This is a genomic window from Sphaerospermopsis aphanizomenoides BCCUSP55 (assembly GCF_001586785.1).
Classification (GTDB): Bacteria; Cyanobacteriota; Cyanobacteriia; order Cyanobacteriales; family Nostocaceae; genus Sphaerospermopsis_A; species Sphaerospermopsis_A aphanizomenoides_A.
Window position 1 is genome coordinate 16,401 of sequence record NZ_LUFH02000049.1, and the last position, 22,322, is coordinate 38,722.

The window sequence follows — 22,322 nt, forward strand, 5'->3', positions numbered from 1 at the left end:
AGTAAGTGCCTATATGTTTTTAGGGCTTACTGCTTTCAGATAACAGTGTTTGTTTTTAACTTAAATGTTATTTGCCATAAGTTTAAAACAAACATCTCTGATCTGGAAGCTGTTGTTACCTATTCACGGATAACTTTAGATTACAAAGGCCCAGAAATACCTTGCTTACGGATCATCAAGAAGTGGAACAGCATGAAGACCGCAATTAACCAGGGTAAAACAAAGGTGTGGGCGCTATAGTAGCGAGTTAGTGTAGCTTGACCGACACTAGAACCACCACGGAGTAAGTCAGAAATTAGAACACCAACTACAGGAATCGCTTCGGGTACACCACTAACGATTTTCACCGCCCAGTAACCAACTTGGTCCCAAGGCAAGGAGTAACCGGTAACACCAAAGGAAACTGTAATTACAGCGAGGATAACACCACTTACCCAGGTCAATTCACGGGGCTTTTTGAAACCACCAGTCAAGTAGACGCGGAAGACGTGGAGAATCATCATTAACACCATCATGCTGGCAGACCAGCGGTGAATGGAGCGAATTAGCCAACCGAAGTTGACTTCATTCATGATGTACTCCACAGAAGAGAAGGCTTCTGCGACTGTGGGCTTGTAGTAGAAAGTCATAGCAAATCCAGTAGCAAACTGGATCAGGAAGCAAACTAGGGTAATTCCACCCAAGCAGTAAAAGATATTGACGTGGGGAGGGACGTACTTACTGGTTACATCTTCAGCGATCGCTTCTAAATCCAAGCGTTCCTCAAACCAGTCATAAACGTTGGCCATACAATCTCAAGTTCCTAAAAATCAGTTGCGGTTGATAAAACTCCCAAATATCAATTTTGGGATTTTCACAAAGAGTAGCTCTTTCGCAGAGTTGTTAAGGTTTTCAGAAACTTAACATTCTGTAAATATGGAATATATTGCGATCTCTTTGCAAGCCAACGCTGAAAATGTTGGTTTCAAAGTAGATTTTATCGTTTTTGAGGAGGGATATGCTCACCAACAGTTGCTTAACTTGCCTAACAATTGGATGAGAGCCATCCACCTCTTCTATAAAAAAAGTAACATAGTCGAGAGATAGATTTCATCAAAAAGGTGGCAACGAGTCATCCAATTTGGGATTTGGGATTTGGGATTTGGGATTGATCCCACTGATAAATCAGGGGGTTTGAGGATTTGGGATTTTAGACCTTCGCAAGTTTCAGCGGTTTGGCGATGTCTTTGTCCAGCAGTAGAAAAACTCCTGATTGATGCCACGGATAAATCCCCCGACTTGTCCCATCAAGGAATTATTGGTTAGTCACAGGTAATTTGGGTTGACATGGAATGGAAAATAGGGCTAGGAACTGAATCACAATATCTATCTAAATCTACTCATTTACTGAAAGAGTTTCAACTTTAACACCCAAAAAGTGTTATTATTGTCCAGTATTTAGGTGATAACCAAGCCTAGAATACTCAATAGTAGGGTGAGTTAAACCCAATCTTAAAGCCTGTGGACTGGGTAGTGCCGACACTTCCAGAACGAAGCAGGAAGTAAATGAAACTCAAAGTAGATTTGAGTCGGTTTTATATAACGGTTCATGAACAAACAGGTTTTTCGGTGGGGATTTTCATTACTTTTGGCTTTTTGTTTGGTTTTTGGCTCGCTTGTGTCACCAGCAATGGCTATGACGCAGGAGCAAAAGCTAGTTGCTGAGGTTTGGCGCATTGTTAATCGCTCTTATCTGGATGAAACATTTAATCATCAAAACTGGGCAGATGTACGTCAACAGGCGCTAAAAAAACCTTTGCCAAACGATCAAGCCGCATACTCGGCAATTCAGAAGATGCTCAAAAGCCTCGATGACCCTTTTACCCGGTTTCTAGACCCAGAACAGTACCGCAGTTTGCAAGTTAATACTTCTGGAGAACTAACGGGTGTGGGTTTACAAATTGCCCTCAATCCTCAGACTGGTGGATTGGAGGTAATTACACCTATAGAGGGTTCGCCGGCACAGAAAGCAGGGTTAAGACCCCGCGATCGCATTTTGAAAATTGAAGGATTATCCACAGAAAATCTTACTCTTGATGAAGCTGCGACGCGAATGCGCGGACCTATCGGTACTGTTGTCACTCTTTTAATCGGACGAGATGGAGAAGCAGACCAGGAAATTATCTTAGTGCGCGATCGCATTGAACTTAATCCTGTCGTAGCTGAATTGCGTTTATCCCCCCAAGGAAAACCTATTGGCTACTTGCGCCTATCTCAGTTTAACGCTAATGCCACAATGGAATTGGCACACGCTATTTCTAGTCTAGAAAAAAAAGGCGCAGTTGCCTACATTCTTGATTTGCGAAATAATCCCGGTGGCTTGTTACAAGCGGGAATTGAAGTTGCCCGTCAATGGTTAGATTCAGGTACTATTGTTTACACTGTCAATCGCCAAGGTGTTCAAGGAAGTTTTGAAGCTTTCGGGCCTGCTTTAACAGAAGATCCCTTGGTAATTTTGGTTAATCAAGGAACTGCTAGTGCTAGTGAGATTCTTGCTGGTGCTTTGCAAGACAATGGACGCGCCAAGTTAGTAGGTGAAACTACTTTTGGCAAGGGACTAATTCAATCTTTGTTTGAGTTATCTGATGGTTCAGGTCTAGCTGTCACCATAGCTAAGTATGAAACTCCTAACCACCGCGATATAAATAAATTAGGTATTAAACCAGACACTATAATACCCCAACCACCTATCACTCGTGAGCAAATTGCTACAGCAGCCGATAGCCAATATCAAGCTGCTATGGAACTGTTAAGCAAAAATTCGGTAGTAGCTGGAAAAGGGTAACAAGTCAAAAGTCAAAAGTCAAAAGTTTTACTTTTTGACAAATCAACAGGATTGAAAAAGGAATCAGTATTAGATTTTTGAACCTGAGTTATTTTGTACTTGTTGGTCTCAACTCTGGTTATAAAGTTCTCACTGTCACGACTTGCGGAGGTGTAGAGTCAGGTGGATAAATCACATCTAACTGCACCATTCGTTTAGTTCCTGGTTTTAATACCACTTTCAGTAAAGGATCTAAAACTTGGCCTGTACGATGCCATAGGTGTACATAGCGCGTTTGTTGCTTACCATCATCATCTGTATATTTGAGTCGCACCGTACCCCGGAAAAAAGGAAAATCTAAAGACGGTTTTCTAAAACGTACACCTTTTTGAGCTAATTTATCTTCCTTTAATGGTGTTTCTAAGGTGACAGATACAGTCTGGTCTTTATCAGTCCTATTACTTAAAGGCAAACTGAGACTATATTCTACGCCATAATTACCATGTGCTTCATAAGCCGTATCTGGATAGCGTACCAGCATTTTTGCAGTTTGGCTTTGTTCTGTACCCAATTTACCACCACGCAAAGTTGCGATCGCATAGGAAATAGCCTTTCCAGGTTCGGGAATAGTCAAGGTTTGGGTTTTTGGGTTATCTACCAAATTTGCTTTCCAAGTTGCACCTTCAGATACACCTGCTACCCGTCCATAAATTAATTGACCTCCTTTAGCATCGGGTGGTGTGGGGGTTTTATCTCTTGGCCCTGCAAAATTACCACTCTTTAATAAATCTTGCCATTCTGCTAAAGTGGGCGCACGGTCAGTACCATCAGCATTTTTCTTCGCAAACATAGCTAAACTCGCTGCATAAACTTTACCACTACTACGCAAGCGGAAAAAGCTAGACCGACCATTGACAGGTTTTTCTAAATTTCGCACGGGGATAGAATGATTTAACAACATTCGACTTCCCCCAGCAGGAATTATTAACTTAGTTGGAAAATCTTTTTGACGCACTCCCCGCAGTACATCTGCTACAGCCCTAGCTCCTGGGCCTGAAAATACTTTACCATCATTATTTTCCAAGTAGGGCGCTAAAGTCACAAAAGGCGCATCCACCATTAAATAACTTGCACCTTGTAAAATATCCACAGTGATAGGTTTTTTACCTGGGTTATGCAACATCACACCCAGATACAGAGTTTGCAAATCTTTGGGAGTATGAGTATAGTGGTGAGCAAATAAATCAAATCGTCCTTGAAAGGGAAAATTCAGATGTGCAGTTGGAACTTTTTTCCCATCAGGTGCAAAGGTAGAAAGTAAAATCCCTTCTGTTTTAATCCATTCTGGACTGTTGCTATTGAAAACGGGTATTTTATCTAAGCTACCAGGTAAAGGGCGCACTTCTCCAACTTGAACAATTTCTTGGGGTGCTGGTTTAGGTGGCGTTTGGGCATCTGCTTTATTTTGGCTATGATGTAAATTTAATGTACATCCAATGGTTTGAGTAATAGCGAGTCCTGATATGAGTATGAATACAGGTTGACTAAATCTATTTTTTAGCTGACTAATTGGCATAAGACAGAATCTTCCAGAAAGCGATGGAGTAGAAAATTAGCAATTATAGATACAGGTTGTGGAAAGTTGATTTCCGATTTTATTAGGGAACAGGAGTGAAAGATTTTTTTCAGGCTTGTTAGGTAAATTTTGCACATCTTAAAGCGCATACTGATTTATCACAATTACTATCTGCAATTTTCTGTAATTAGGGTAAATTTAAAGGTAGCCTTGTCATTTCGACTCAGGAGTTAAATTGATGGATATACTCATTGAATCGACAAAGGATTTTGAAAAAGATTTAGAAAAGTTTACCGATACGGAGAAATTTAGAATTATTAAAGAAATGAATCGTAATTTTGAACTGTTATCTTCTGAAAATAATTCTTTTTATGAACATAGCGAACAACTCAGAAACATAAAACTAAATCATGATTACGATTCTACGATATATTGTTTAAAAATTAATGAGCAACAAAGAATTATTTTAACTATTGATGATGATCCAATTTTTGGTTGTATATTAATCACTTTATTTAGAATAGTGAATGTAGAAGAAGCGCAACAGGCATATAATGCCATTGCAGAGTTAATTTATCAAGATTTCACGGTGGAAGAAAATCAAGATTTAGAATTTCATTGTTGTTAATGGCACAAATTAAACCTCTTCTCGATGAATATGGTGTAATTCATGAAGCGATGAAAATTTTACCAGAGGAATTGAAAATTGATTTTCTAGAAGCTTTGGCTGAATTAGAAGATAATGAATGTCACAGAACAAGAACGTTTCCAAAAACAAGATTACATAAAGTGACAGGAATTAAACAAGCTATTTATCGTGCGGATATTGATAAAATCTCTGGATGGCGGATTCATTTACAGTATATTGAAGGGAAAATTCATCTCAAAGATATTATCGGTGGTCAACATCACGATAATGTAATTGAAGTGATTAAATTAAAGAAGGATAGATATGATTAGCAATTGACAATTGACAATTGATAATTGAATGAGATACAAAACTATCTGGGAAATATATACACTAAGAGACTTTCAACTCTGTTCCCTGTTCCCTGCTATAATTGATTTTATCCTAAAATGTTATCAACATTCAATTGAATTTCAGGAAATGCTTGTATCTCTAAAATATCACCCTGACGGAAAGTCTTAATTTCACTATAACCATTGTCTGTAGGTTGGCAATAAACTATGATTACTTGTTCATAAATATCAACTAACCAAACTTCGGAAATACCGCTACTAGCATAAAGCGGAATTTTCACTTCTCTGTCGTATTCAATGCTGCTATCTGCAACTTCAATTAACAGCAAGATATCCTGTGGTTGGGGATGTCCAGCTTCATAGAAATCTGCACGGGGTTTGAGTAATGTTATGTCTGGTTGTGGTTCTGATAAATTGTTTAATATAATTGGATTTTGAGAATCAATTATTGCTTGTTCAGCTAACAGTTGAGATAGTAAATTAATTAATCTTCTCACGCAAGTTGCGTGTCTTCTACCAATTGGTGACATTTCAATAATTTCCCCATGAATTAATTCTACTCTGTCATCTTCTGTCAAAATACCAGCTTCATTCATTTGGTGGTACTGGGAAATATTAAAGCGTCTTTTTGCCAATTGTACAACCATGATGATTCTCCTAGGTTGACTTCATAGTTTAACTATAGCAATCCTGACACAAAGCAGGACTGCTATTTTGGAGGTTACAAATAATCAAAAAATACTTCTGGTACTAATCTTAATTCTCCTGATTTAAATCTGGCAATATCTACCCATAAAGCGCGATGTTTACGTTCTGGTGTTTCAGAAAAGGTTAAACTTTCAATTTGGTAAAACTGAGGATCTGCAAAATCGCATTGATAAAGTTGGATGATTTCGTGTCCCTGTTTACCGTTGAAGATAAACAGGTTTTCAATACAACTTAAATAGCGAATGTTAGTTAATTCTGCTTGAATTTCTTCCTGAAATTCTCTTGCTAAAGCTATGTGACTAGGTTCACCAAATTCTACACCACCACCTAAAGCGCGGTAAAATGTGGATTGTTTAGTGGGGTCGTATCCTTCAGAAACAAATATTCTCTCACCATCTCGAATTAGTGCTAGAACTATAACGCGAATTTCACCTGGGTTATTCATTGTTGCTGTTAATTATCGTAAATTGAGTAGGCGCGAGTTTCATTATCTTCAACTGGCCAATCTGAATTTTCGCCACCAAGATATAGCATTTCAATAGTGACGTATTCTTCGCTTAATTGAGTAAGAGCATTAATAAGTATATCGAGAGCAATCGCATCACTAGTTCCCAAATCAAACCAGCATCTTCCCCATTCTCCCTCATACTCAAATTCGCCCATGTTGTGCATCAAGGCGAGAAAGCTTTTATCATAACCTTGTGGATCATAATTCATATAGCTGATGTCCAAACCAGTTTCTTGTACCTGGAGATTTTCAGCGTTGAATGCTCCCAATTTACCTAGATAAAACCAGGAGTTGAAGACTTCTTCTACATATTGTTTTTCTTGTTGTGAGGGAATGGTACTAAATTTTAGCCAAATCCAAACATTAAAAGGATCAAATTCGCGGAATTCAATGTGCATTTTTGGTAATGGGTGATTGGTAATGGGTAATTGGTAATGGGTAACTGGTAATTGGATTATTTATCTTCCCTATTCCCTGTTCCCTATTCCCTTCTTTCGACTAATTATCACAGATTATTCAACCGATTCATAGCTTGAGAGCGTTCGTATTCTATTTGTTTGACTAGACCGGCGGAAAGTTGGGATTTTTTAGTTAAAGCTTTGTCAAAATTAGCGATCGCATCCTTAATTAAATCCTGGCTTTTTTCCTTTTTCCCCTTTTCGTGGAGAATTTGGGCTTTCAGATAATAAATTTCTGGGTTATCGGCTGTTATTTTTAAAGCGCGATTGACATAATCTAACGCCTGAGAGTATTTTTTCAAATCTCGATAGGCCAAAGCAATACCCCGGTTGACTAAATATCCCGGTGCTGCATTTTTTTCTAAATTTTCAATTGCTTGATCTGGACTGGTAAAAGGCAAATTAACAGCTAACATTAAATTCATATAGCCGCGAATTAAGTTTAACTCTGGATCATTTTCAGAAATAGCTTCTGCTTTGTCTAAATATTCATAGACCTTTGTCAATCGGCTTAATGCTTTTGATACTCCATTAACACTGCCATCACGGAGGAGAATTACTGCACCTTCTAAAAAATTCCCCACTCCTGTGTATAAATTTCCTCTTAATGGGTCACTAGCAATTAGTTTTTGACCAGCTTCTAAGGTCTTTTTACTATACCTATCTAAGCCACCCAAATCTTGATTTGTGTATGCTAAAGCCGCTTTCATTGCATAAGCTAGAGGTTCATCTGGTTCATCGGAGATGGCTTTTTTGAGAAAATCTTCTGCTGCTGGATAATTTCCGTCTTGGAAAATCGCTTTAAAAGCCGCTTCGGTGCGATCGCCTATTTTCCGGGGTTCACTACTCCGAAACGGATCACCAGCATAAGCGGTATTAGCCCATAAATTCATGGACATTACAGTAGCTAAAGCCACTTTAGCCAACAGAGGAAATCGGCAAAACATCATGAATGGAGGAATCAAAAATTTTGTAGACATGATAATTTCCAGAATAATTACGGTTGTAATTGTCTTATGTTTTACTTAAAATGCCAAAAATATCGTTAATTGCAAGATGCGTCTTTTACTGCCAAAATTTCTACATAATTTAGACTGTGGGGAATGATTCAGGTTTCCTGATTGGTGGTAGCGATTTTCTCCTATAAGTCTGCCACAATAGAAAAAAGTGAATGATTCTTGCTGCTAGATCAAGTTTTTGATTATGAAACTTTGCAGAATTTACTAAATGCTTTTGTTCTAGCTCATCAGTTATAGCAGTAGCCAATGTGGTTAGGACATGATGAATCTCCGAAACTGAGTAATAATAAGGATTTCACTCTTGCCTTTTGCAAGAAAGCCTCTTGCCTTCAGCTATATTCGCTGACTTTTGGTAATTTTAACAAATGCTCTATCTCAGAAACCTAACTTATCACCCCACAGCCAGCCCAAACGCAATTCTCAAATCCATTAACCTGGAATTAGCCCCCCAGCACCTAGGTTTGATTATTGGCCCTAGTGGTTCGGGTAAAAGTACCTTACTAGAAATTTTATCGGGACTAGCTGATCCCACTTCTGGCGCAGTTTTTTGGCGAGAACAACAACTGATAGCTGAACAGCTACAACAACTAGCTGGGATAGTGTTTCAGTTTCCAGAAAGACACTTTTGTGGTGGTACAATTTTAGAAGAATTACGTTTAGGACATCCCGAATTAGGGTCAGAGCGAGTTCACCAGGCATTAAACGAAGTCGGATTAGATCATTTATCCCTATCTACACCACCTCATGCTCTCAGCGGTGGACAGCAAAGGCGTTTAGCTTTAGCAGTACAATTAATTCGTCAGCCTAATGTACTATTATTAGATGAACCAACAGCAGGTTTAGATTGGTCAATGCGTCGTCAACTAGTCAATTTATTAGCCAAATTGAAAAAAGACTGGACATTGTTAGTTGTAACACACGACGCTGGGGATATGTTGCCAATAGCAGACCGTTGCTGGACATTAAATCATGGAGTTTTAGAATCAGTTGAACCTAAAACATTAGAACAGAAAAGTGCCGAAACAGCAGTAAATTGAAAAATTAAAAATTTTGTGCTAATTCGCCAACAAAAAAACAAGTATTGATTAAATCAACATGAATTTATAATCTGTATCTAGTTTACCAGCAATGGTAGAACTTTGGAAAAAAACATTAAATTGGCAACCTACAAATCAGCAGCAAAATCAATTCCAACAACTTTATCAATTAATTATCGAAGCCAACCGCAATCTTAATTTAACTCGTATTACCGAACCAGAAGAATTTTGGGAAAAACATCTTTGGGATTCTTTGAGGGGAACTGCACCAAAACAAGAATTTATCCCTGTTTTGCATGAAGATGCCTCTGTAATTGATATTGGTACTGGTGCAGGTTTTCCTGGTGTACCAATTTCTATAATTTTTCCTAATACTCAAATAACTTTGTTAGATTCTACTCGTAAAAAAATTAATTTTATTGATACAATATTAACCAATCTTTCACTAAATAATGCTAAAACTCTGGTGGGGAGAGTGGAAGAAATTGGTCAGGAAAATCAACATAGACAAAGCTATGATTTAGCAGTAATTCGCGCCGTAGGTAATGTTTCAGCTTGTGCCGAATATAGCTTACCGTTGGTCAAAAAGGGCGGTTTAGCTGTAATTTATCGCGGAAGTTGGACAGAAGAAGAAAACCAAAGTTTAGAAAGTGCAGTTAAGCAATTAGGTGGAAGAGTTGAATTAATTGAAGAATTTACCACTCCTTTAACTAATAGCATTCGTCATTGTATTTATTTGCGGAAAGTGGGAAATACACCAGCTAATTTTCCTCGTGCTGTTGGTATTCCTACTCACAAGCCTTTGTAATGTTGTTAATAGTTAATATTGGAATCAGGATTTACAGGCTGCTTAATTCACAATACCTGAGCGAAATTCCCGCAGTGCTTGAGCATGATTTTCAATCTTAATACACTGTGTCAATAAAGCTACATTTAAATTGGGTAAAAGTTGGGATTTAGAAACCATTTCATATCCCTGATTTCCTAAACTATAAAACAACAATTCATCATTGACCCAAAACCAAACTTCAGGAATCTTCAAGCGTTTGTATGCTTCCAGTTTGTCAATTCCGCCACTGGTGACAACAACTTCAATGACTAAATCAGGATGTTCTCTATTGAGTCCCAGTTCATAAGATTCATCAGCTTCACGTTTAACTTTTTCAAATTCGCTTTCAAGAGTCATTGAACCCGTGGGAGTAAAATCTAAACCCAGAAATTCTAGATAGATTTCTAATAAAGCAGCAATACGTTTTTTGATAGTTTCGTGTTTTTTACCTGGCACTTTGCGAATCTCCAAGACACCATCTAAAAAAGACAGCCTTACCCCTGGGCGGTCAATTAGTTGTTCAACAGCTTTAAATTCTCGCCAGGTTAGGTCACTAATTAAAATTGGTTCTGTTTCTCTTTCAATGAGTGCAACGGTCATGATCTAGACCCCAATTTAGTTATTGAATTAATTATAAATGATCAAATATGTTAATATGTGAATCCCCGACTTATTTAAGAAATCGGGGAACTAAGTTCTTAAAAGACTCGATGCTGCAAGGATGGCATTTGTCGGCGCACCTGTTCTAATCTGGTGGGTTTGATTTCTGCGATCGCTACTCCTGGTTTATCTCCCGCATCTGCTAAAATCACACCCCAAGGATCGATAATCATGGCGTGTCCGTGGGTTTGACGACGAGCATAGTTAGTACCAGTTTGGGCTGGTGCAATTACGTAACAGGTATTTTCTATTGCCCTAGCTTGTAGTAATACTTGCCAGTGGTCTTTACCTGTAAAAGCTGTGAAAGCCGCAGGGACAAAAACAACATCTGCTCCCTTGTCTGACAAATGTCGGTACAATTCCGGAAAGCGGACATCATAGCAAATGGAAAGTCCGATATTACCTAATTGTTCCGAGAAATGCACTGGCGGTAATTCTTTTCCAGCCATAACGGTGCTAGATTCTTGATAGGTGTTACCATCAGGGACATTCACATCAAATAAATGCACTTTATGGTAGCGAGCGAGTTCTTCACCGTTCATGTCCACTAATAAAGCAGTATTGTAGACTTTACCTGTACTATCTACAGGCACAGGAAAGCCACCACCAAGGATGGTAATTTGGTGGCGTTGCGCCATTTTTTTCAGAAATGCTTCTGTTTCTTGAGCAATAATATTCCCTTGAGCGAGTTTATCTTTTTCCTCTCCCATAAAGGAGAAATTTTCTGGTAAACCCACCAACTCTGCACCCTGATGCACAGCCAGATCAATTAATTCTTCTGCTTGTGCCAAATTTTCCTGTAGATTAGGCACACTGGTGATTTGAATAGCGGCGGCTAAATAAGACTTCATGGATTCAACAACAAACAGTGGATGACGAGATAGATTTTCAAATATATCCTTACTTCTAGAGTCATGGGATCTAGTGAAAATTGCGTTATAACATAAGTTGCTACTGGTGAGAACGCAAATAGCAAGAGGCAGCAGTAATCAGCAAATTTGACTAATATACAGTTAGTAGTTTTATTGACAAATGTCCTCAAGCTACTTTGACCAGAGTTACCCGGAATGGGTAAACTGCAATACCACGCCACTTGCTTCAAGCCGGGAAACCCGTCCAACGCAGTGGCTTCTCTATCCCTAAGCTAAAAACCGCAGGGACTATTTTTCTAGCTATATTCAAACTAGCTATCCGCATGAATTAGCCTACCACTTTTCTTGAAAATACTCACCTATCCAAATTAGGGTTTAGGGGGTTAATAAGGGTGTGCGGTAGGCGGTATGGGGTCTAGGGTATCCCGATCAATAAATTGAGGAGTCACTGCACAGTCACTGTAAAATCAAACTCTCATCATTTTTTTCTCATTTCATCCATGCAACTGGTATTTACTCATTAAATCTTAAAAAATAGCATTACATTAAAGCATAACCGCGTTTATATATATCCTGTGCGTAATCAGTCCAAGCACCTTGTCCCCAATATCGAAAACAGCTTGTTTGTAGCAATAAGTTATGTAATAAAATTTGGCGGTAATGATTTTGTCTAGTGACAGATTCACCTGATGTATCAGCTAATAATTGATCAAATTTTTCATGAAATGAATTACTTAATTCATACATGGGAGATAAAACATTTTCGTATCCTTGTACCCAACTAATATGATTTGTCCATGATGCGCCATCAACATGAAAATTATGGTTGGTTTTCTTGATTTCTTGAATGGCTTTTTCTACAGCATCTGGTTGAAAATTATCTGTGGAAATTTGCTGCCAAATTTGATGTTGTCCTACTGGTTGACAAAGGGGAAAATCATCAGGTTGGCAACCAGCGTTTGCTAATAATTCTAAATATTCTGTACCACATACACCAACAATTCCTGTTTTACCTCCACCATGCTGCACCATATCCCACCAGGCTTGTTTAAACCCACTGGGAAATTCATTCATCATTACACCACCGTTTTCACCATCACCGATTTGACTAACTATAGGTGGTACTAAAAAATCACCTAATTGTTGTTTAGATAAGGTTTTAGCTTCATAATATGGCTGCATTTGAGCAACTAATTTAGTATCTGAACCTTGGGTTTTAATTAGGGCAATAATACTAGTTGTTTCCCCTTGGGAATTGCGAGCAATTAAACGATGTGGTAAATGTTTTTTGGTAATAGATTCACCGTTGATTGTTTCTATTGTATGTTCCTGTACTAATAACCAACGATATCCACATTCTTTCAGGGCTTTAATAAATGCAAATAGGGTATCTGGATGATTTGGTAAGTGCATTTCTGGTGGTGAAAATCCTTTGACTCGTGCTAGTGCTTCCCAACCAAAAATTGCCGCAAAATGATGTTGCCAAGCGATAATATGGAGTTTAATATCTGCTATGGGGGTGGAAGGAATGACAGCATGACTCCACATTGTTCCCAACCATTCTACATAAGGTTGATAGGTGGAATCACAGGTAATGCGTTTGAGGTTGTCGAGGATGTCACTTCGTCCCATTTGTCGCAGTCCCCATAAAAGATTACCAGAATAATCCAACATAATACGGGGATTGCAACCTTGATTTACTAGTTCGGGGATGAAGTCTCCCATGCGACTGTAACAATAAGCAAAAGGTGCAGCGTTGTGGTTGTCTCCTTCCTGTTGATGTTCAAACATATATTGCAAATTGCTGATCAGTGAACCGCTATGTCCCGCTGGTATAGTGGGTTGGTGCATATGGAGAGCGATCGCAAATACAGCATTAATATCTGCTAATTTAATATTGGTTGTTGGTAAAAATACAGGTTGATCATGATTGACTACAGAAAGCACTTCTGTTTCCCACCCAGAAATATTTGGTAAATCATTGATGATTTCGGGCAAAGTTGGCAGATTATGAGGTAATTTAAACATTTATGTTTGCTCAGAAACGATGTACAACAGTTAATTTTGCACCGATATTTTAGTAATGAATACTCCCAGTCACGCTATTTTAAATTTGGTGATTTTTAATCAACAAATCCGTACTCAGTCCAGTTTAGCGATTTTGATCGGTGCAGTCCTTCCAGATATTCCCATTTTTGTGTTCTACTTCTTGATGAAGTTTGTTTACCGTTTATCAGAAAGGCAAATTTGGTCTGAGGTTTATTATCAACCTTTTTGGCAAGCTGTTGTCAGTACGTTTCATTCAATTCCTTTAGCTTTGTTGGGTATATTAATTGGTCATATTGCTAATTGGCAAGTGATTGAGGTGTGTTTTATCAGTATGGTGTTACATTCTTTGTTAGATTTGCCGGTTCACAATGATGACGCGCATCGGCACTTTTTTCCGTTGAGTAATTATCGTTTTATCAGTCCTTTTTCTTATTGGGACGTAAATCATTACGGTAGGATTGTTGCTTTGGTAGAAATTCTATTAGTTTTAGCAGCAAGCATTTATCTTTTTCTCGGTATTCAAGCTTATTTAGGTGCGGGTTTGTTGATTGCAGTTAATGTGTTTTATTGGTTTGGATATTTTCGGTTTTATTTGAAAAGGAAGTAAGTATTTATTATTATTTTTAATTTTAATTTCAGCAAAAATAAGTTAGAAAAAAGCAATAATCTGAAATTGATATCAATGTTAAAGCGTTAGTTATTTCCCTTGAACAATATTATTCATATTATTGATTTATATTTATTACTCAATAATTAACAATTATATAGAATTATTAAACATCGATAAAATACCAGACTATTAAATCAATAATAAGGTAAGATTTTATTCAAGCATTTTTTCAAACATCTAAATTATTAGAGCATTAATTATGGTCAATCAGCTATTTTATGGTGATAATTTAGAAGTGTTGAGAAAACACATCAAAGATGAAACCGTGGATCTTTGTTATATTGATCCGCCATTTAATTCTAAACGCAATTATAATCAAATTTATAATAATGTCGGTAAAGAAGATCAAGCACAAGCACAGGCTTTTATAGATACATGGACATGGGATGATCACGCTAATCAAGGTTTAGCAGAAATTCAAGAAAACTATTTAGGACATTTCACTTCTCAAAGCATTGATTTGATTTCTGGCTTAACAAAAGTTTTAGGTAAAGGTAGTTTATTAGCTTATTTGGTAAGTATGACTTTGCGGGTTGCAGAAATTTACAGGGTTCTGAAACCTACAGGTAGTTTTTATTTACATTGTGATCCGACGGCATCGCATTATTTAAAGATATTTATAGATGCTATTTTTTGTTCTCAGGGTTGAAATTTTCAAAATGAAATTACTTGGAAAAGAACTACTAACTCAGGAAGTAGTAAATCTATTTCTAAGCGTTTTCCTTCTAATGCGGATATCATTTTGTTTTACACTAAATCTGATAATTATTATTTTCAGCATATTAGACAAGAATATTCAGATAAATATAAATCAAGATTTACAAAAAAAGATGAAAGAGGATATTATTATTTAGATAATCTTAAAACATATTCTGAAGAAAGATTGCGAAACCTCCAAGCTGAAAACAGAATTGAATATACAAAAAATGGAACTCCTAGAATCAAGAACTATCTTCATGAAACTCAAGGAGTTATTATGGATAATATTTGGACAGATATACAATCAATTAATTCTCAAGCAAGAGAAAGACTTGGTTATCCTACACAAAAACCAGAAGCATTGTTAGAAAGAATTATTCAAGCTAGTAGTAATGAAGGTGATATAATTCTAGATGCTTATTGTGGTTGTGGGACAACGGTAGCAGTTTCCCAAAGATTAAATCGGCAATGGATAGGGATTGATATTACTTATCAAAGTATTAGTTTAATTCTCAAAAGATTAGAAGATGCTTTTGGTAAAGGAGTATTAGACAATGTTATGATCAGTGGCATTCCTAAAGATATGAAATCTGCGGAAGCTTTAGCATTGAAAAAAGATGATCGCACTCGCAAAGAATTTGAAAAATGGGCAGTATTAACTTATGCTAATAATCGTGCTACCATCAATCAAAAAAAAGGTGCAGATAAAGGTATTGATGGAATAGCTTATTTTACAGGAGATAAAGACGAACCAGAAAAGATTATTTTGCAGGTGAAATCTGGAAATGTTAAATCTGGAGATATTAGAGATTTACAAGGAACAATTACCCTGGAAGGTGCAGCATTAGGAGTTTTTATTACTTTGAAACCACCGACTAAGGAGATGATTAAAACTGCCAAAGAAGCAGGAATTTATAAAAGCCGTTATATGAGTCAACCAGTAGATAAAATTCAAATTGTTACTGTACAGGAAATTATCGAACAACAAAAACGTCTAGATATTAGATTAAGTTTGGAAGTCCTAAAATCTGCGGAAAAACAACGGGAAGTGAAACAAACACAACTAGAACTTTTTGCTGATGAATAAGTACAAAAATACAGGACTTACGCAAAACAGAAGGAAAGTAGCGGTAATTCATGAATTACCGCTACGTAATATTAGTTTAATAGTATTTAGCGATGACTGAATTTTCAATAAAGCTATCCCACTAAAGATAAATCTGCTGTCAATCTCTGCAAAACTTGTTTCAAAACTATTGCTGTCCAATCAATATCCGCTTCCGTTGTTTGTTTTCCTAAAGTTAACCTCATTCCAGACAAAGCTGCTTTTTGCGAATAACCCATTGCTAATAAAATCGGACTGGGGCTTAATTTTCCACTATGACAAGCAGCACCTGCACTAATGCCAATTCCTGCTAAATTTAACTGACGAACTAAGGTTTTACCACTAATTTTTTTGCCATCTGCATATTCTAAATAAAAGCTGAGATGATGAGGTAAACGGTGAATTCTGTCACCTGTGGGAATTAAACCGGGAACATCTGCTAAAAGTAAAAATAAGCGATCGCGCAATTGTGTTAATCTCAATCTTTCCGTTTCTAATTCTTGTTTCGCTAATTCCGCAGCAACTCCAAAACCAGCAATAGCAGGTGTTGCTTGTGTTCCTGAACGCAGTCCTTTTTCTTGTCCACCACCACCTAATAATGGTATTAACTCTACACCTGGACGCACATATAAAGCACCTGCACCCAAGGGTCCATATATTTTATGACTAGATAAACTTAATAAATCAACTGATAAATTCTCTACATCTATAGGTAAACGTCCAGCAATTTGTACTGCATCGGTATGGAATAAAGCACCATGTATTTTGGCTATTTTTCCTAATTCTGCTATCGGTTGAACAGTTCCTACTTCACTTTGTCCATAAATAATAGATACTAAAACTGTGTTATGTCGCAAAGCTGCTTTTAAATCTTCAGGATTAATTCTACCTTTACCATCTACTTTCAACCTGGTGACATCCCAACCCCAATTTTCTAACATTCGCACTGGTTCATTAATAGCAGAATGTTCCACACTAGAAATAATAATATGTTGGGGTACAGAATAACATCGCGCCACACCCATAATTGCTAAATTATCTGCTTCCGTTCCTCCAGATGTAAAGATCATTGATTCAGGAACAGCATTAATTAAATTTGCAACTTGTATTCTTGCTTGTTCTACCACCAATGCGGCACGGTTGCCCCATTCATGTAAACTAGAAGGATTACCCCACTGTTGATTTAACACTGCTTGCATTGCTGCGATCGCTTCTGGACGAGTGGGAGTAGTAGCACTGTAATCTAAATATATTTGCATAATATTTGCATAAAACAATAATTGAGGTCATCTGCAATTCGACATACACCTGATGGGTAATAATAAATAATGTCTACCCTGAATCTATTTTACAGATTACCGTGTCTATTTTTCCTCATATCAGGTTTTTATCTTCTATCTGTTTATCTCTATTGACTCTCATCAGTTGTCAAAAAGTCCAATCTTCAAATCAGCGTTTAGCACCATTACCACAAGATCCATTAATTCAAGTTTACTTTAATCAATCTGAATCTTCAGAATACCAAGAAACTTACCGTCAGCAAACCCGCCTAGGAGACGACTTAGAAAAGCAGATTATTGATGCTATTTCCCAAGCGAAATCTACCATAGATGTAGCAGTCCAAGAATTACGTTTACCTAAAATCGCCCAAGCATTAGCAGCAAAACAAAAAGCTGGTGTGAAGGTGAGGATAATTTTAGAGAATAACTATTCTCGTCCTTGGAGTAGCTTGAGTGCAACGGAAGTACAGAAACTAGAACAAAGAGAACAGGAACGATATCAAGAATTTCGCAAATTTGTGGATATCAATCAAGATCATCAAATCACACCAGCAGAAATTAATCAACGTGATGCCTTAGTAATTATCCAAAATGCCCAAATTCCTTGGATAGATGATACAGCAGATGGTTCTTTTGGTAGCAGTTTAATGCATCATAAATTTGTGATTGTCGATAATCGCTTTGTGATAATTACTTCCGCTAACTTTACTTTAAGCGATACTTCAGGAGATTTTAGTAATTCTAGCAGTTTAGGTAATGCCAATAATTTATTAAAAATTGACAGTCCAGAATTAGCAAACTTATTTACAGAAGAGTTTAATATTATGTGGGGTGATGGTGCAGGAGGTAAATTAGATAGTAAATTTGGACTGAAAAAACCTGTGCGTTTACCAAAACAAATAAATTTAGCAAATAACAAAATTACAGTTCATTTTTCGCCCACATCCTCAACTCAACCTTGGAGTAATTCTAGTAATGGTTTAATTGCTAAAACCTTAAATTTAGCAACCAAAACAGTTGATATGGCATTATTTGTATTTGCTGATCAGGATATTGCTAATATTTTAGAAAATCGTCACCATCAAAATGTAGAAATTCGGGCTTTAATTGAACCGCAATTTGCCTATCGTTCCTACAGTGAAGCTTTAGATATGATGGGATTAGCTTTAAGTGATAACTGTAAATATGAAGTTGATAATAAACCTTGGAAGAAGCCAATTAATACAGTCGGTGTACCTATTTTAGCCAAAGGAGATTTACTGCATCATAAATTCGCCGTCATTGATAACCAAACCGTAATTACAGGTTCACACAATTGGTCAGAAGCTGCTAATAATGGCAATGATGAAACATTATTAGTAGTTGAAAATCCTACGGTTGCTGCTCATTATCAACGGGAATTTAACCGTCTTTACGCCCAAATTAAACCAGGATTACCGCCAAATATTCAAACAAAAATTGATGCCGAAGTAAAAAAATGTCCGCAAATCAAAACTCCTTCATCTCTTCCTGAATTAAGGAGTAGCAAAATAAATCTCAACACAGCAACGCAGTCAGAATTAGAAACTCTTCCTGGTGTGGGTAAGAAATTAGCCCAAAGGATGATTATTGCCCGTCAACAGCAAAAATTTACATCTTTACAAGATGTAGAAAAAGTGCCAGGAATCAGTGCTAGGATGGTAGAAAAATGGGACGAAATCATCACATGGTAAGAATTTCATTTTTTTCTAACTCCATCCATAGAAAGGATAACAATGTAAATCTATTCTTTGAGAAAGAGGAAAAATAATGAACTACTTATTAACATCAACCTAACCGATATTACCCGGAGTTGGTTTATGTCTATCAAGATAAATGAATTACCCCAAGATATCAAAGCAATTTTACCAGAACACGCACAACAGATTTTTGTTGCTGCTTTCAATGCGGCGCAAAGTAATGGCATGAATGAAGAAGATACCCTAGAAGTAGCTTGGAGTAGCGTTAACAATGAATATGAACCTGATAGAGAAGGTAACTGGCACAGAAAACCAGATGACCCCGCTACACATCATAAAGCTGTCATGTCTGGTGGTAATTAGAAGAATCCATGAAACGGTAAAGGTGTGTAATCAATACAGTTTAAGATACTGTGTTAGATGTTAACGGAATTTTATGGTTTCCAGCGATTTTCGGGGTAAGTTGCTAGTTAGGGCTATCAGAAATGGCTAACGCCTCCCGTCAGGGATACAGGATGTCCAGGATTTAAGGATGAACAGGATTAAGAGGATGTTTGAAAAGTCATGAAAGATACTAAAAACCCCTGTGGTAAACCTCTCCCCTACAAGGAGAGAGGCTTTAAAATCCCCATTCCCTTGTAGGGAAGGGGGCTGAGGGGTTAGGTTTGAGAAAATTTGTGTTAATAATACTTTTCAAACATCCTCTAATACCATTTCTTTGTGAGGCTGCGCCGAATTTTGTAACCTGGTCTTTTCCTCCTCTGTGTTCTCTGTGTCTCTGCGGTTCGTTCCTTTCTAAATTTGGCGCATCTTTATACAGAATTGGTATAAGACTGTACATAAGGGTAATTATAACAAATGGGTAATTCCTAGTGTTTTAAACCGCTTTTTTTTGAGCTTTTTTTTGAGCTTTTTTTTGAAAATTTATTATCCTGTACTAAATGAAGAGTATGCTGTACAAATTGCTAGAGATTGGAACACAAAAGACAAAGCTTCTGGATATGTGGGTTATGTAACACGATTTAAGAGGATGTTTGAAAAGTCTCTCATGGTGTATCAAAGATTTTCAGATCCCCCTAAATCCCCCTTAAAAAGGGGGACTTTGAATCTAGTTCCCCCCTTAATAAGGGGGGTTAGGGGGGATCTAGAAGTGTTGAAAATAACCATCTCAAACTTTTAAAACAACCTCTAAGGTAAAAACCGAATTTCTCAATCAATACACTGTGCAAACTGTCGGTAGTTCTCAACATCAAGAGTATTGGATACCTGCTGAAAAATTAGATGAATTTAATGCTAATATTGTAGATATAATTGAAGTTATTGCTGAATTTAGAGCGACGTTGAATTAAAACCAGGTATGTTAATTATCAAAGACGAAATAAAAATTCGTCCCATGCAAGATAATAAACAAGATTATCTACTCATGACCAAATGGCGTTCCGATGAAGAAGTATTAAAATTTTATGGTGGTAGAGATGATCCTTATAATTTCAAAAAAGTTATCCAAACATATAAACCTAGAATCTTAGGCAAAGAACCTTTAATTCCTTGCATTTTTGCCTATAAAAATCTAGATATTGGTTATTTACAATATTATGCTCTCAATCAATTACCACCACATCTGAGAGAAATGTATTCTCTCACAGAAACAGAAGATGTTTATGGCATTGATTTATTTATTGGTGAAACTGAATATTGGAATCAGGGCATTGGTACAAAAGTGCTTTCAACCGCGATAAATTATGTTTTTACACAACTGCACGCTGTTAAAATCGTCATTGACCCAAATGTAAAAAATCCCCGTGCTATTCGCTGCTATGAAAAATGTGGGTTTGTAAAAATTAAGCTATTACCCTGCCATGATCTGCACGAAGGAAAGTATCAGGATTGTTGGTTAATGGCAATAGACCGCAATAAATCATTACAATAAAACAAACTACTTGCTGAAATTTAGTCGTCTATAAAAACCATGACTCAACCAACTACAAAAATTTGTATACTAGGTGGCGGCTTTGGTGGATTGTACACCGCCCTGCGTTTAAGCCAATTACCCTGGGAATCTACACCCAAACCTGAGATTATTTTAGTAGATCAGAGCGATCGCTTTGTCTTTGCCCCGCTGTTGTACGAACTCCTCACCAACGAACTCCAAGCTTGGGAAATAGCCCCACCATACCAAGAACTGCTACAAGGTACAGGTGTGCGGTTTCATCAAGCAGTCGTTTCAGAAATCGACACCGACAAGCAACAAGTACAATTACAAGATGGCCAAAAAATTGCCTACGACCGTTTAGTATTAGCATTAGGCGGCGAAACACCCCTAGATTCAGTTCCCGGTGCAAGTAACTATGCTTACCCATTTCGCACCATCACAGATGTTTATCACCTAGAAGAAAAACTCAGAATTTTAGAAGCATCAGAATCAGAAAAAATTCGTGTTGCTATTGTGGGTGCTGGTTACAGCGGCGTAGAATTAGCTTGTAAACTAGCAGATAGAATTGGGGAAAAAGGACGTTTCCGCCTCATTGAAATCAGCGACCAAATTTTACGAACTTCCCCAGAATTTAACCGCGAAGCCGCCAAAAAAGCCTTAGATACCAGAGGCGTGTTTATAGATTTAGAAACCAAAGTATTATCAATCCAAGAAAATACCATCTCCCTAGAGTATAGAAACCAAGTAGACGAAATTCCTGTAGATTTGGTAATTTGGACAATTGGCACCAGAGTTTCCCCAGTGGTGAAAAATCTACCCCTCAAACAAAACCAACGAGGACAAATCTCCACAACACCAAAGCTACAAGTGCTAGAACATCCCGAAATCTTTGCTTTAGGAGATTTAGCAGACTGTCTTGATGCAGAAGGAAAACAAGTCCCCGCAACCGCACAAGTCGCCTTTCAACAAGCTGATTATACCGCTTGGAACATTTGGGCTTCTTTAACAAATCGTCCATTACTTCCCTTCCGCTATCAACAGTTAGGAGAAATGATGGCCTTGGGGGTCGATAACGCCACCCTCACAGCTTTAGGCATTAAACTAGATGGCTCTTTAGGTTACATCGCCCGTCGTTTAGCTTATTTATACATATTACCAACGTTACAACATCAATTGAAGGTAGGGTTTAGTTGGTTGGTGAGTCCGATGATCAAAACCTTGTCTAAGTAAAATTAGGTGACAGGGAATAGGGAATAGGTAGAAGGCAGAAATTTTGGATTCTGGATTTTGGATTGTTTTTTGGTTGACTCCAATCTAAAATCTAAAATCTAAAATCTAAAATCTAAAATCTAAAATTTTTTCCCCCACACCCTTACACCCTTACACCCATTCAGTTACAATCCTGATGACGCAGGTT

At 37.3% G+C, this 22,322-nt stretch carries 23 protein-coding genes and 1 pseudogene; 14 read left to right on the forward strand and 10 right to left on the reverse strand.

Annotated features, from left to right (window positions below; all coding sequences use genetic code 11):
• Positions 1–140: 140 nt before the first annotated feature.
• On the reverse strand, positions 141–788 hold the full coding sequence (gene petB, locus A0J48_RS13915; protein ID WP_200323945.1) for a cytochrome b6: 648 nt from the start codon (positions 786–788) through the stop codon (positions 141–143).
• A 757-nt stretch (positions 789–1,545) separates the two neighbouring features.
• On the opposite strand from petB, the gene A0J48_RS27010 reads away from it, so the two are divergent.
• Positions 1,546–1,704, forward strand: coding sequence for a hypothetical protein (locus tag A0J48_RS27010; protein WP_234300914.1), 159 nt, complete (start codon positions 1,546–1,548; stop codon positions 1,702–1,704).
• Positions 1,640–2,824, forward strand: coding sequence for a carboxyl-terminal processing protease CtpA (gene ctpA, locus A0J48_RS13920; protein WP_411841134.1), 1,185 nt, complete (start codon positions 1,640–1,642; stop codon positions 2,822–2,824). The genes A0J48_RS27010 and ctpA overlap by 65 nt, the downstream gene beginning before the upstream one ends.
• Before the next feature lie 118 nt (positions 2,825–2,942).
• On the opposite strand, the gene A0J48_RS13925 is transcribed toward ctpA, so the two are convergent.
• Positions 2,943–4,379, reverse strand: coding sequence for a DUF3370 domain-containing protein (locus A0J48_RS13925; RefSeq protein ID WP_200323948.1), 1,437 nt, complete (start codon positions 4,377–4,379; stop codon positions 2,943–2,945).
• 238 nt (positions 4,380–4,617) lie between these two features.
• On the opposite strand from A0J48_RS13925, the gene A0J48_RS13930 reads away from it, so the two are divergent.
• On the forward strand, positions 4,618–5,007 hold the full coding sequence (locus A0J48_RS13930) for a hypothetical protein (protein WP_200323951.1): 390 nt from the start codon (positions 4,618–4,620) through the stop codon (positions 5,005–5,007).
• Positions 5,007–5,339 (forward strand): hypothetical protein, encoded by a 333-nt coding sequence (locus tag A0J48_RS13935; RefSeq protein ID WP_200323953.1) that lies wholly within the window; start codon positions 5,007–5,009, stop codon positions 5,337–5,339. The genes A0J48_RS13930 and A0J48_RS13935 overlap by 1 nt, the downstream gene beginning before the upstream one ends.
• 107 nt (positions 5,340–5,446) lie before the next feature.
• Here A0J48_RS13935 and A0J48_RS13940 read toward each other — a convergent pair whose 3' ends face one another.
• From A0J48_RS13940 to A0J48_RS13955, 4 genes are all read right to left on the reverse strand, one after another.
• On the reverse strand, positions 5,447–6,007 hold the full coding sequence (locus tag A0J48_RS13940; RefSeq protein ID WP_200323955.1) for a Uma2 family endonuclease: 561 nt from the start codon (positions 6,005–6,007) through the stop codon (positions 5,447–5,449).
• 74 nt (positions 6,008–6,081) lie between these two features.
• Positions 6,082–6,513 carry an NUDIX hydrolase gene (locus tag A0J48_RS13945; protein ID WP_200323957.1) on the reverse strand — a complete coding sequence of 144 codons (432 nt, stop codon included), beginning with the start codon at positions 6,511–6,513 and terminating at the stop codon, positions 6,082–6,084.
• Between the two features lie 8 nt (positions 6,514–6,521).
• Positions 6,522–6,974: a DUF3531 family protein gene (locus A0J48_RS13950; protein ID WP_200323959.1), complete on the reverse strand. Its 453-nt coding sequence runs from the start codon at positions 6,972–6,974 to the stop codon at positions 6,522–6,524.
• 107 nt (positions 6,975–7,081) lie between these two features.
• On the reverse strand, positions 7,082–8,014 hold the full coding sequence (locus A0J48_RS13955; RefSeq protein ID WP_200323961.1) for a Sll0314/Alr1548 family TPR repeat-containing protein: 933 nt from the start codon (positions 8,012–8,014) through the stop codon (positions 7,082–7,084).
• A 404-nt stretch (positions 8,015–8,418) separates the two neighbouring features.
• Between A0J48_RS13955 and A0J48_RS13960 the strand changes: the two genes are divergently transcribed.
• Both A0J48_RS13960 and rsmG read left to right on the forward strand, forming a co-directional pair.
• The gene (locus A0J48_RS13960) at positions 8,419–9,090 is read left to right on the forward strand and encodes an ABC transporter ATP-binding protein (RefSeq protein ID WP_200323963.1); all 672 of its coding nucleotides are present in this window, start codon (positions 8,419–8,421) and stop codon (positions 9,088–9,090) included.
• A gap of 91 nt (positions 9,091–9,181) precedes the next feature.
• Positions 9,182–9,898, forward strand: a complete 717-nt coding sequence (rsmG, locus tag A0J48_RS13965) for a 16S rRNA (guanine(527)-N(7))-methyltransferase RsmG (protein WP_200323965.1) — start codon at positions 9,182–9,184, stop codon at positions 9,896–9,898.
• 42 nt (positions 9,899–9,940) lie between these two features.
• Here the strand turns inward: rsmG and A0J48_RS13970 are convergent, their stop codons facing one another.
• From A0J48_RS13970 to A0J48_RS13980, 3 genes are all read right to left on the reverse strand, one after another.
• Positions 9,941–10,519 (reverse strand): Uma2 family endonuclease, encoded by a 579-nt coding sequence (locus tag A0J48_RS13970; RefSeq protein ID WP_200323967.1) that lies wholly within the window; start codon positions 10,517–10,519, stop codon positions 9,941–9,943.
• Positions 10,520–10,617: 98 nt separating this feature from the next.
• Complete coding sequence (locus tag A0J48_RS13975) at positions 10,618–11,430, reverse strand: carbon-nitrogen hydrolase family protein (protein ID WP_200323969.1); 813 nt, start codon at positions 11,428–11,430, stop codon at positions 10,618–10,620.
• Positions 11,431–11,991: 561 nt separating this feature from the next.
• A complete protein-coding gene (locus A0J48_RS13980) occupies positions 11,992–13,479 on the reverse strand; it encodes a glycosyl hydrolase family 57 (RefSeq protein ID WP_200323971.1) in 1,488 nt (495 codons plus the stop codon).
• 55 nt (positions 13,480–13,534) lie between these two features.
• On the opposite strand from A0J48_RS13980, the gene A0J48_RS13985 reads away from it, so the two are divergent.
• The 3 genes and pseudogenes from A0J48_RS13985 to A0J48_RS27020 all read left to right on the forward strand — a co-directional run bounded on the left by A0J48_RS13985 (position 13,535) and on the right by A0J48_RS27020 (position 15,956).
• Positions 13,535–14,107, forward strand: a complete 573-nt coding sequence (locus A0J48_RS13985) for a metal-dependent hydrolase (protein ID WP_200323973.1) — start codon at positions 13,535–13,537, stop codon at positions 14,105–14,107.
• Positions 14,108–14,369: 262 nt separating this feature from the next.
• Positions 14,370–15,365: pseudogene (locus A0J48_RS27015) on the forward strand (DNA methyltransferase); the annotation flags it as partial.
• An 87-nt stretch (positions 15,366–15,452) separates the two neighbouring features.
• Positions 15,453–15,956 carry a restriction endonuclease gene (locus tag A0J48_RS27020; RefSeq protein WP_234300917.1) on the forward strand — a complete coding sequence of 168 codons (504 nt, stop codon included), beginning with the start codon at positions 15,453–15,455 and terminating at the stop codon, positions 15,954–15,956.
• Between the two features lie 113 nt (positions 15,957–16,069).
• On the opposite strand, the gene A0J48_RS14000 is transcribed toward A0J48_RS27020, so the two are convergent.
• The gene (locus A0J48_RS14000; RefSeq protein WP_200323979.1) at positions 16,070–17,233 is read right to left on the reverse strand and encodes a cysteine desulfurase family protein; all 1,164 of its coding nucleotides are present in this window, start codon (positions 17,231–17,233) and stop codon (positions 16,070–16,072) included.
• Between the two features lie 101 nt (positions 17,234–17,334).
• On the opposite strand from A0J48_RS14000, the gene A0J48_RS14005 reads away from it, so the two are divergent.
• From A0J48_RS14005 to A0J48_RS14020, 5 genes are all read left to right on the forward strand, one after another.
• Entirely contained in the window at positions 17,335–18,966 is a 1,632-nt protein-coding gene (locus tag A0J48_RS14005; RefSeq protein WP_200323981.1) for a DUF655 domain-containing protein, read from the forward strand.
• Positions 18,967–19,092: 126 nt separating this feature from the next.
• Positions 19,093–19,335 carry a ChaB family protein gene (locus tag A0J48_RS14010; protein ID WP_200323983.1) on the forward strand — a complete coding sequence of 81 codons (243 nt, stop codon included), beginning with the start codon at positions 19,093–19,095 and terminating at the stop codon, positions 19,333–19,335.
• A gap of 860 nt (positions 19,336–20,195) precedes the next feature.
• Positions 20,196–20,321: a hypothetical protein gene (locus A0J48_RS27455; protein ID WP_267910307.1), complete on the forward strand. Its 126-nt coding sequence runs from the start codon at positions 20,196–20,198 to the stop codon at positions 20,319–20,321.
• An 8-nt stretch (positions 20,322–20,329) separates the two neighbouring features.
• Positions 20,330–20,902: a GNAT family N-acetyltransferase gene (locus A0J48_RS14015; protein WP_200323985.1), complete on the forward strand. Its 573-nt coding sequence runs from the start codon at positions 20,330–20,332 to the stop codon at positions 20,900–20,902.
• A 39-nt stretch (positions 20,903–20,941) separates the two neighbouring features.
• The gene (locus A0J48_RS14020) at positions 20,942–22,135 is read left to right on the forward strand and encodes an NAD(P)/FAD-dependent oxidoreductase (RefSeq protein WP_200323987.1); all 1,194 of its coding nucleotides are present in this window, start codon (positions 20,942–20,944) and stop codon (positions 22,133–22,135) included.
• Positions 22,136–22,322: the final 187 nt, after the last annotated feature.

What these genes read in the sequence shown, in the direction of transcription:
- rsmG (WP_200323965.1), top strand. Translation starts at nt 9,182, where the DNA reads ATGGTAGAACTTTGGAAAAAAACATTAAATTGGCAACCTACAAATCAG.
- A0J48_RS13925 (WP_200323948.1), bottom strand. Translation starts at nt 4,379, where the DNA reads ATGCCAATTAGTCAGCTAAAAAATAGATTTAGTCAACCTGTATTCATA.
- A0J48_RS27020 (WP_234300917.1), top strand. Translation starts at nt 15,453, where the DNA reads ATGAAATCTGCGGAAGCTTTAGCATTGAAAAAAGATGATCGCACTCGC.
- A0J48_RS13980 (WP_200323971.1), bottom strand. Translation starts at nt 13,479, where the DNA reads ATGTTTAAATTACCTCATAATCTGCCAACTTTGCCCGAAATCATCAAT.
- A0J48_RS27010 (WP_234300914.1), top strand. Translation starts at nt 1,546, where the DNA reads ATGAAACTCAAAGTAGATTTGAGTCGGTTTTATATAACGGTTCATGAA.
- A0J48_RS14015 (WP_200323985.1), top strand. Translation starts at nt 20,330, where the DNA reads ATGTTAATTATCAAAGACGAAATAAAAATTCGTCCCATGCAAGATAAT.
- A0J48_RS13955 (WP_200323961.1), bottom strand. Translation starts at nt 8,014, where the DNA reads ATGTCTACAAAATTTTTGATTCCTCCATTCATGATGTTTTGCCGATTT.
- A0J48_RS14010 (WP_200323983.1), top strand. Translation starts at nt 19,093, where the DNA reads ATGTCTATCAAGATAAATGAATTACCCCAAGATATCAAAGCAATTTTA.
- A0J48_RS13960 (WP_200323963.1), top strand. Translation starts at nt 8,419, where the DNA reads ATGCTCTATCTCAGAAACCTAACTTATCACCCCACAGCCAGCCCAAAC.
- A0J48_RS13930 (WP_200323951.1), top strand. Translation starts at nt 4,618, where the DNA reads ATGGATATACTCATTGAATCGACAAAGGATTTTGAAAAAGATTTAGAA.
- A0J48_RS14020 (WP_200323987.1), top strand. Translation starts at nt 20,942, where the DNA reads ATGACTCAACCAACTACAAAAATTTGTATACTAGGTGGCGGCTTTGGT.
- A0J48_RS13985 (WP_200323973.1), top strand. Translation starts at nt 13,535, where the DNA reads ATGAATACTCCCAGTCACGCTATTTTAAATTTGGTGATTTTTAATCAA.
- A0J48_RS13945 (WP_200323957.1), bottom strand. Translation starts at nt 6,513, where the DNA reads ATGAATAACCCAGGTGAAATTCGCGTTATAGTTCTAGCACTAATTCGA.
- A0J48_RS14000 (WP_200323979.1), bottom strand. Translation starts at nt 17,233, where the DNA reads ATGCAAATATATTTAGATTACAGTGCTACTACTCCCACTCGTCCAGAA.
- A0J48_RS13975 (WP_200323969.1), bottom strand. Translation starts at nt 11,430, where the DNA reads ATGAAGTCTTATTTAGCCGCCGCTATTCAAATCACCAGTGTGCCTAAT.
- A0J48_RS13940 (WP_200323955.1), bottom strand. Translation starts at nt 6,007, where the DNA reads ATGGTTGTACAATTGGCAAAAAGACGCTTTAATATTTCCCAGTACCAC.
- petB (WP_200323945.1), bottom strand. Translation starts at nt 788, where the DNA reads ATGGCCAACGTTTATGACTGGTTTGAGGAACGCTTGGATTTAGAAGCG.
- A0J48_RS13970 (WP_200323967.1), bottom strand. Translation starts at nt 10,519, where the DNA reads ATGACCGTTGCACTCATTGAAAGAGAAACAGAACCAATTTTAATTAGT.
- A0J48_RS13950 (WP_200323959.1), bottom strand. Translation starts at nt 6,974, where the DNA reads ATGCACATTGAATTCCGCGAATTTGATCCTTTTAATGTTTGGATTTGG.
- A0J48_RS13935 (WP_200323953.1), top strand. Translation starts at nt 5,007, where the DNA reads ATGGCACAAATTAAACCTCTTCTCGATGAATATGGTGTAATTCATGAA.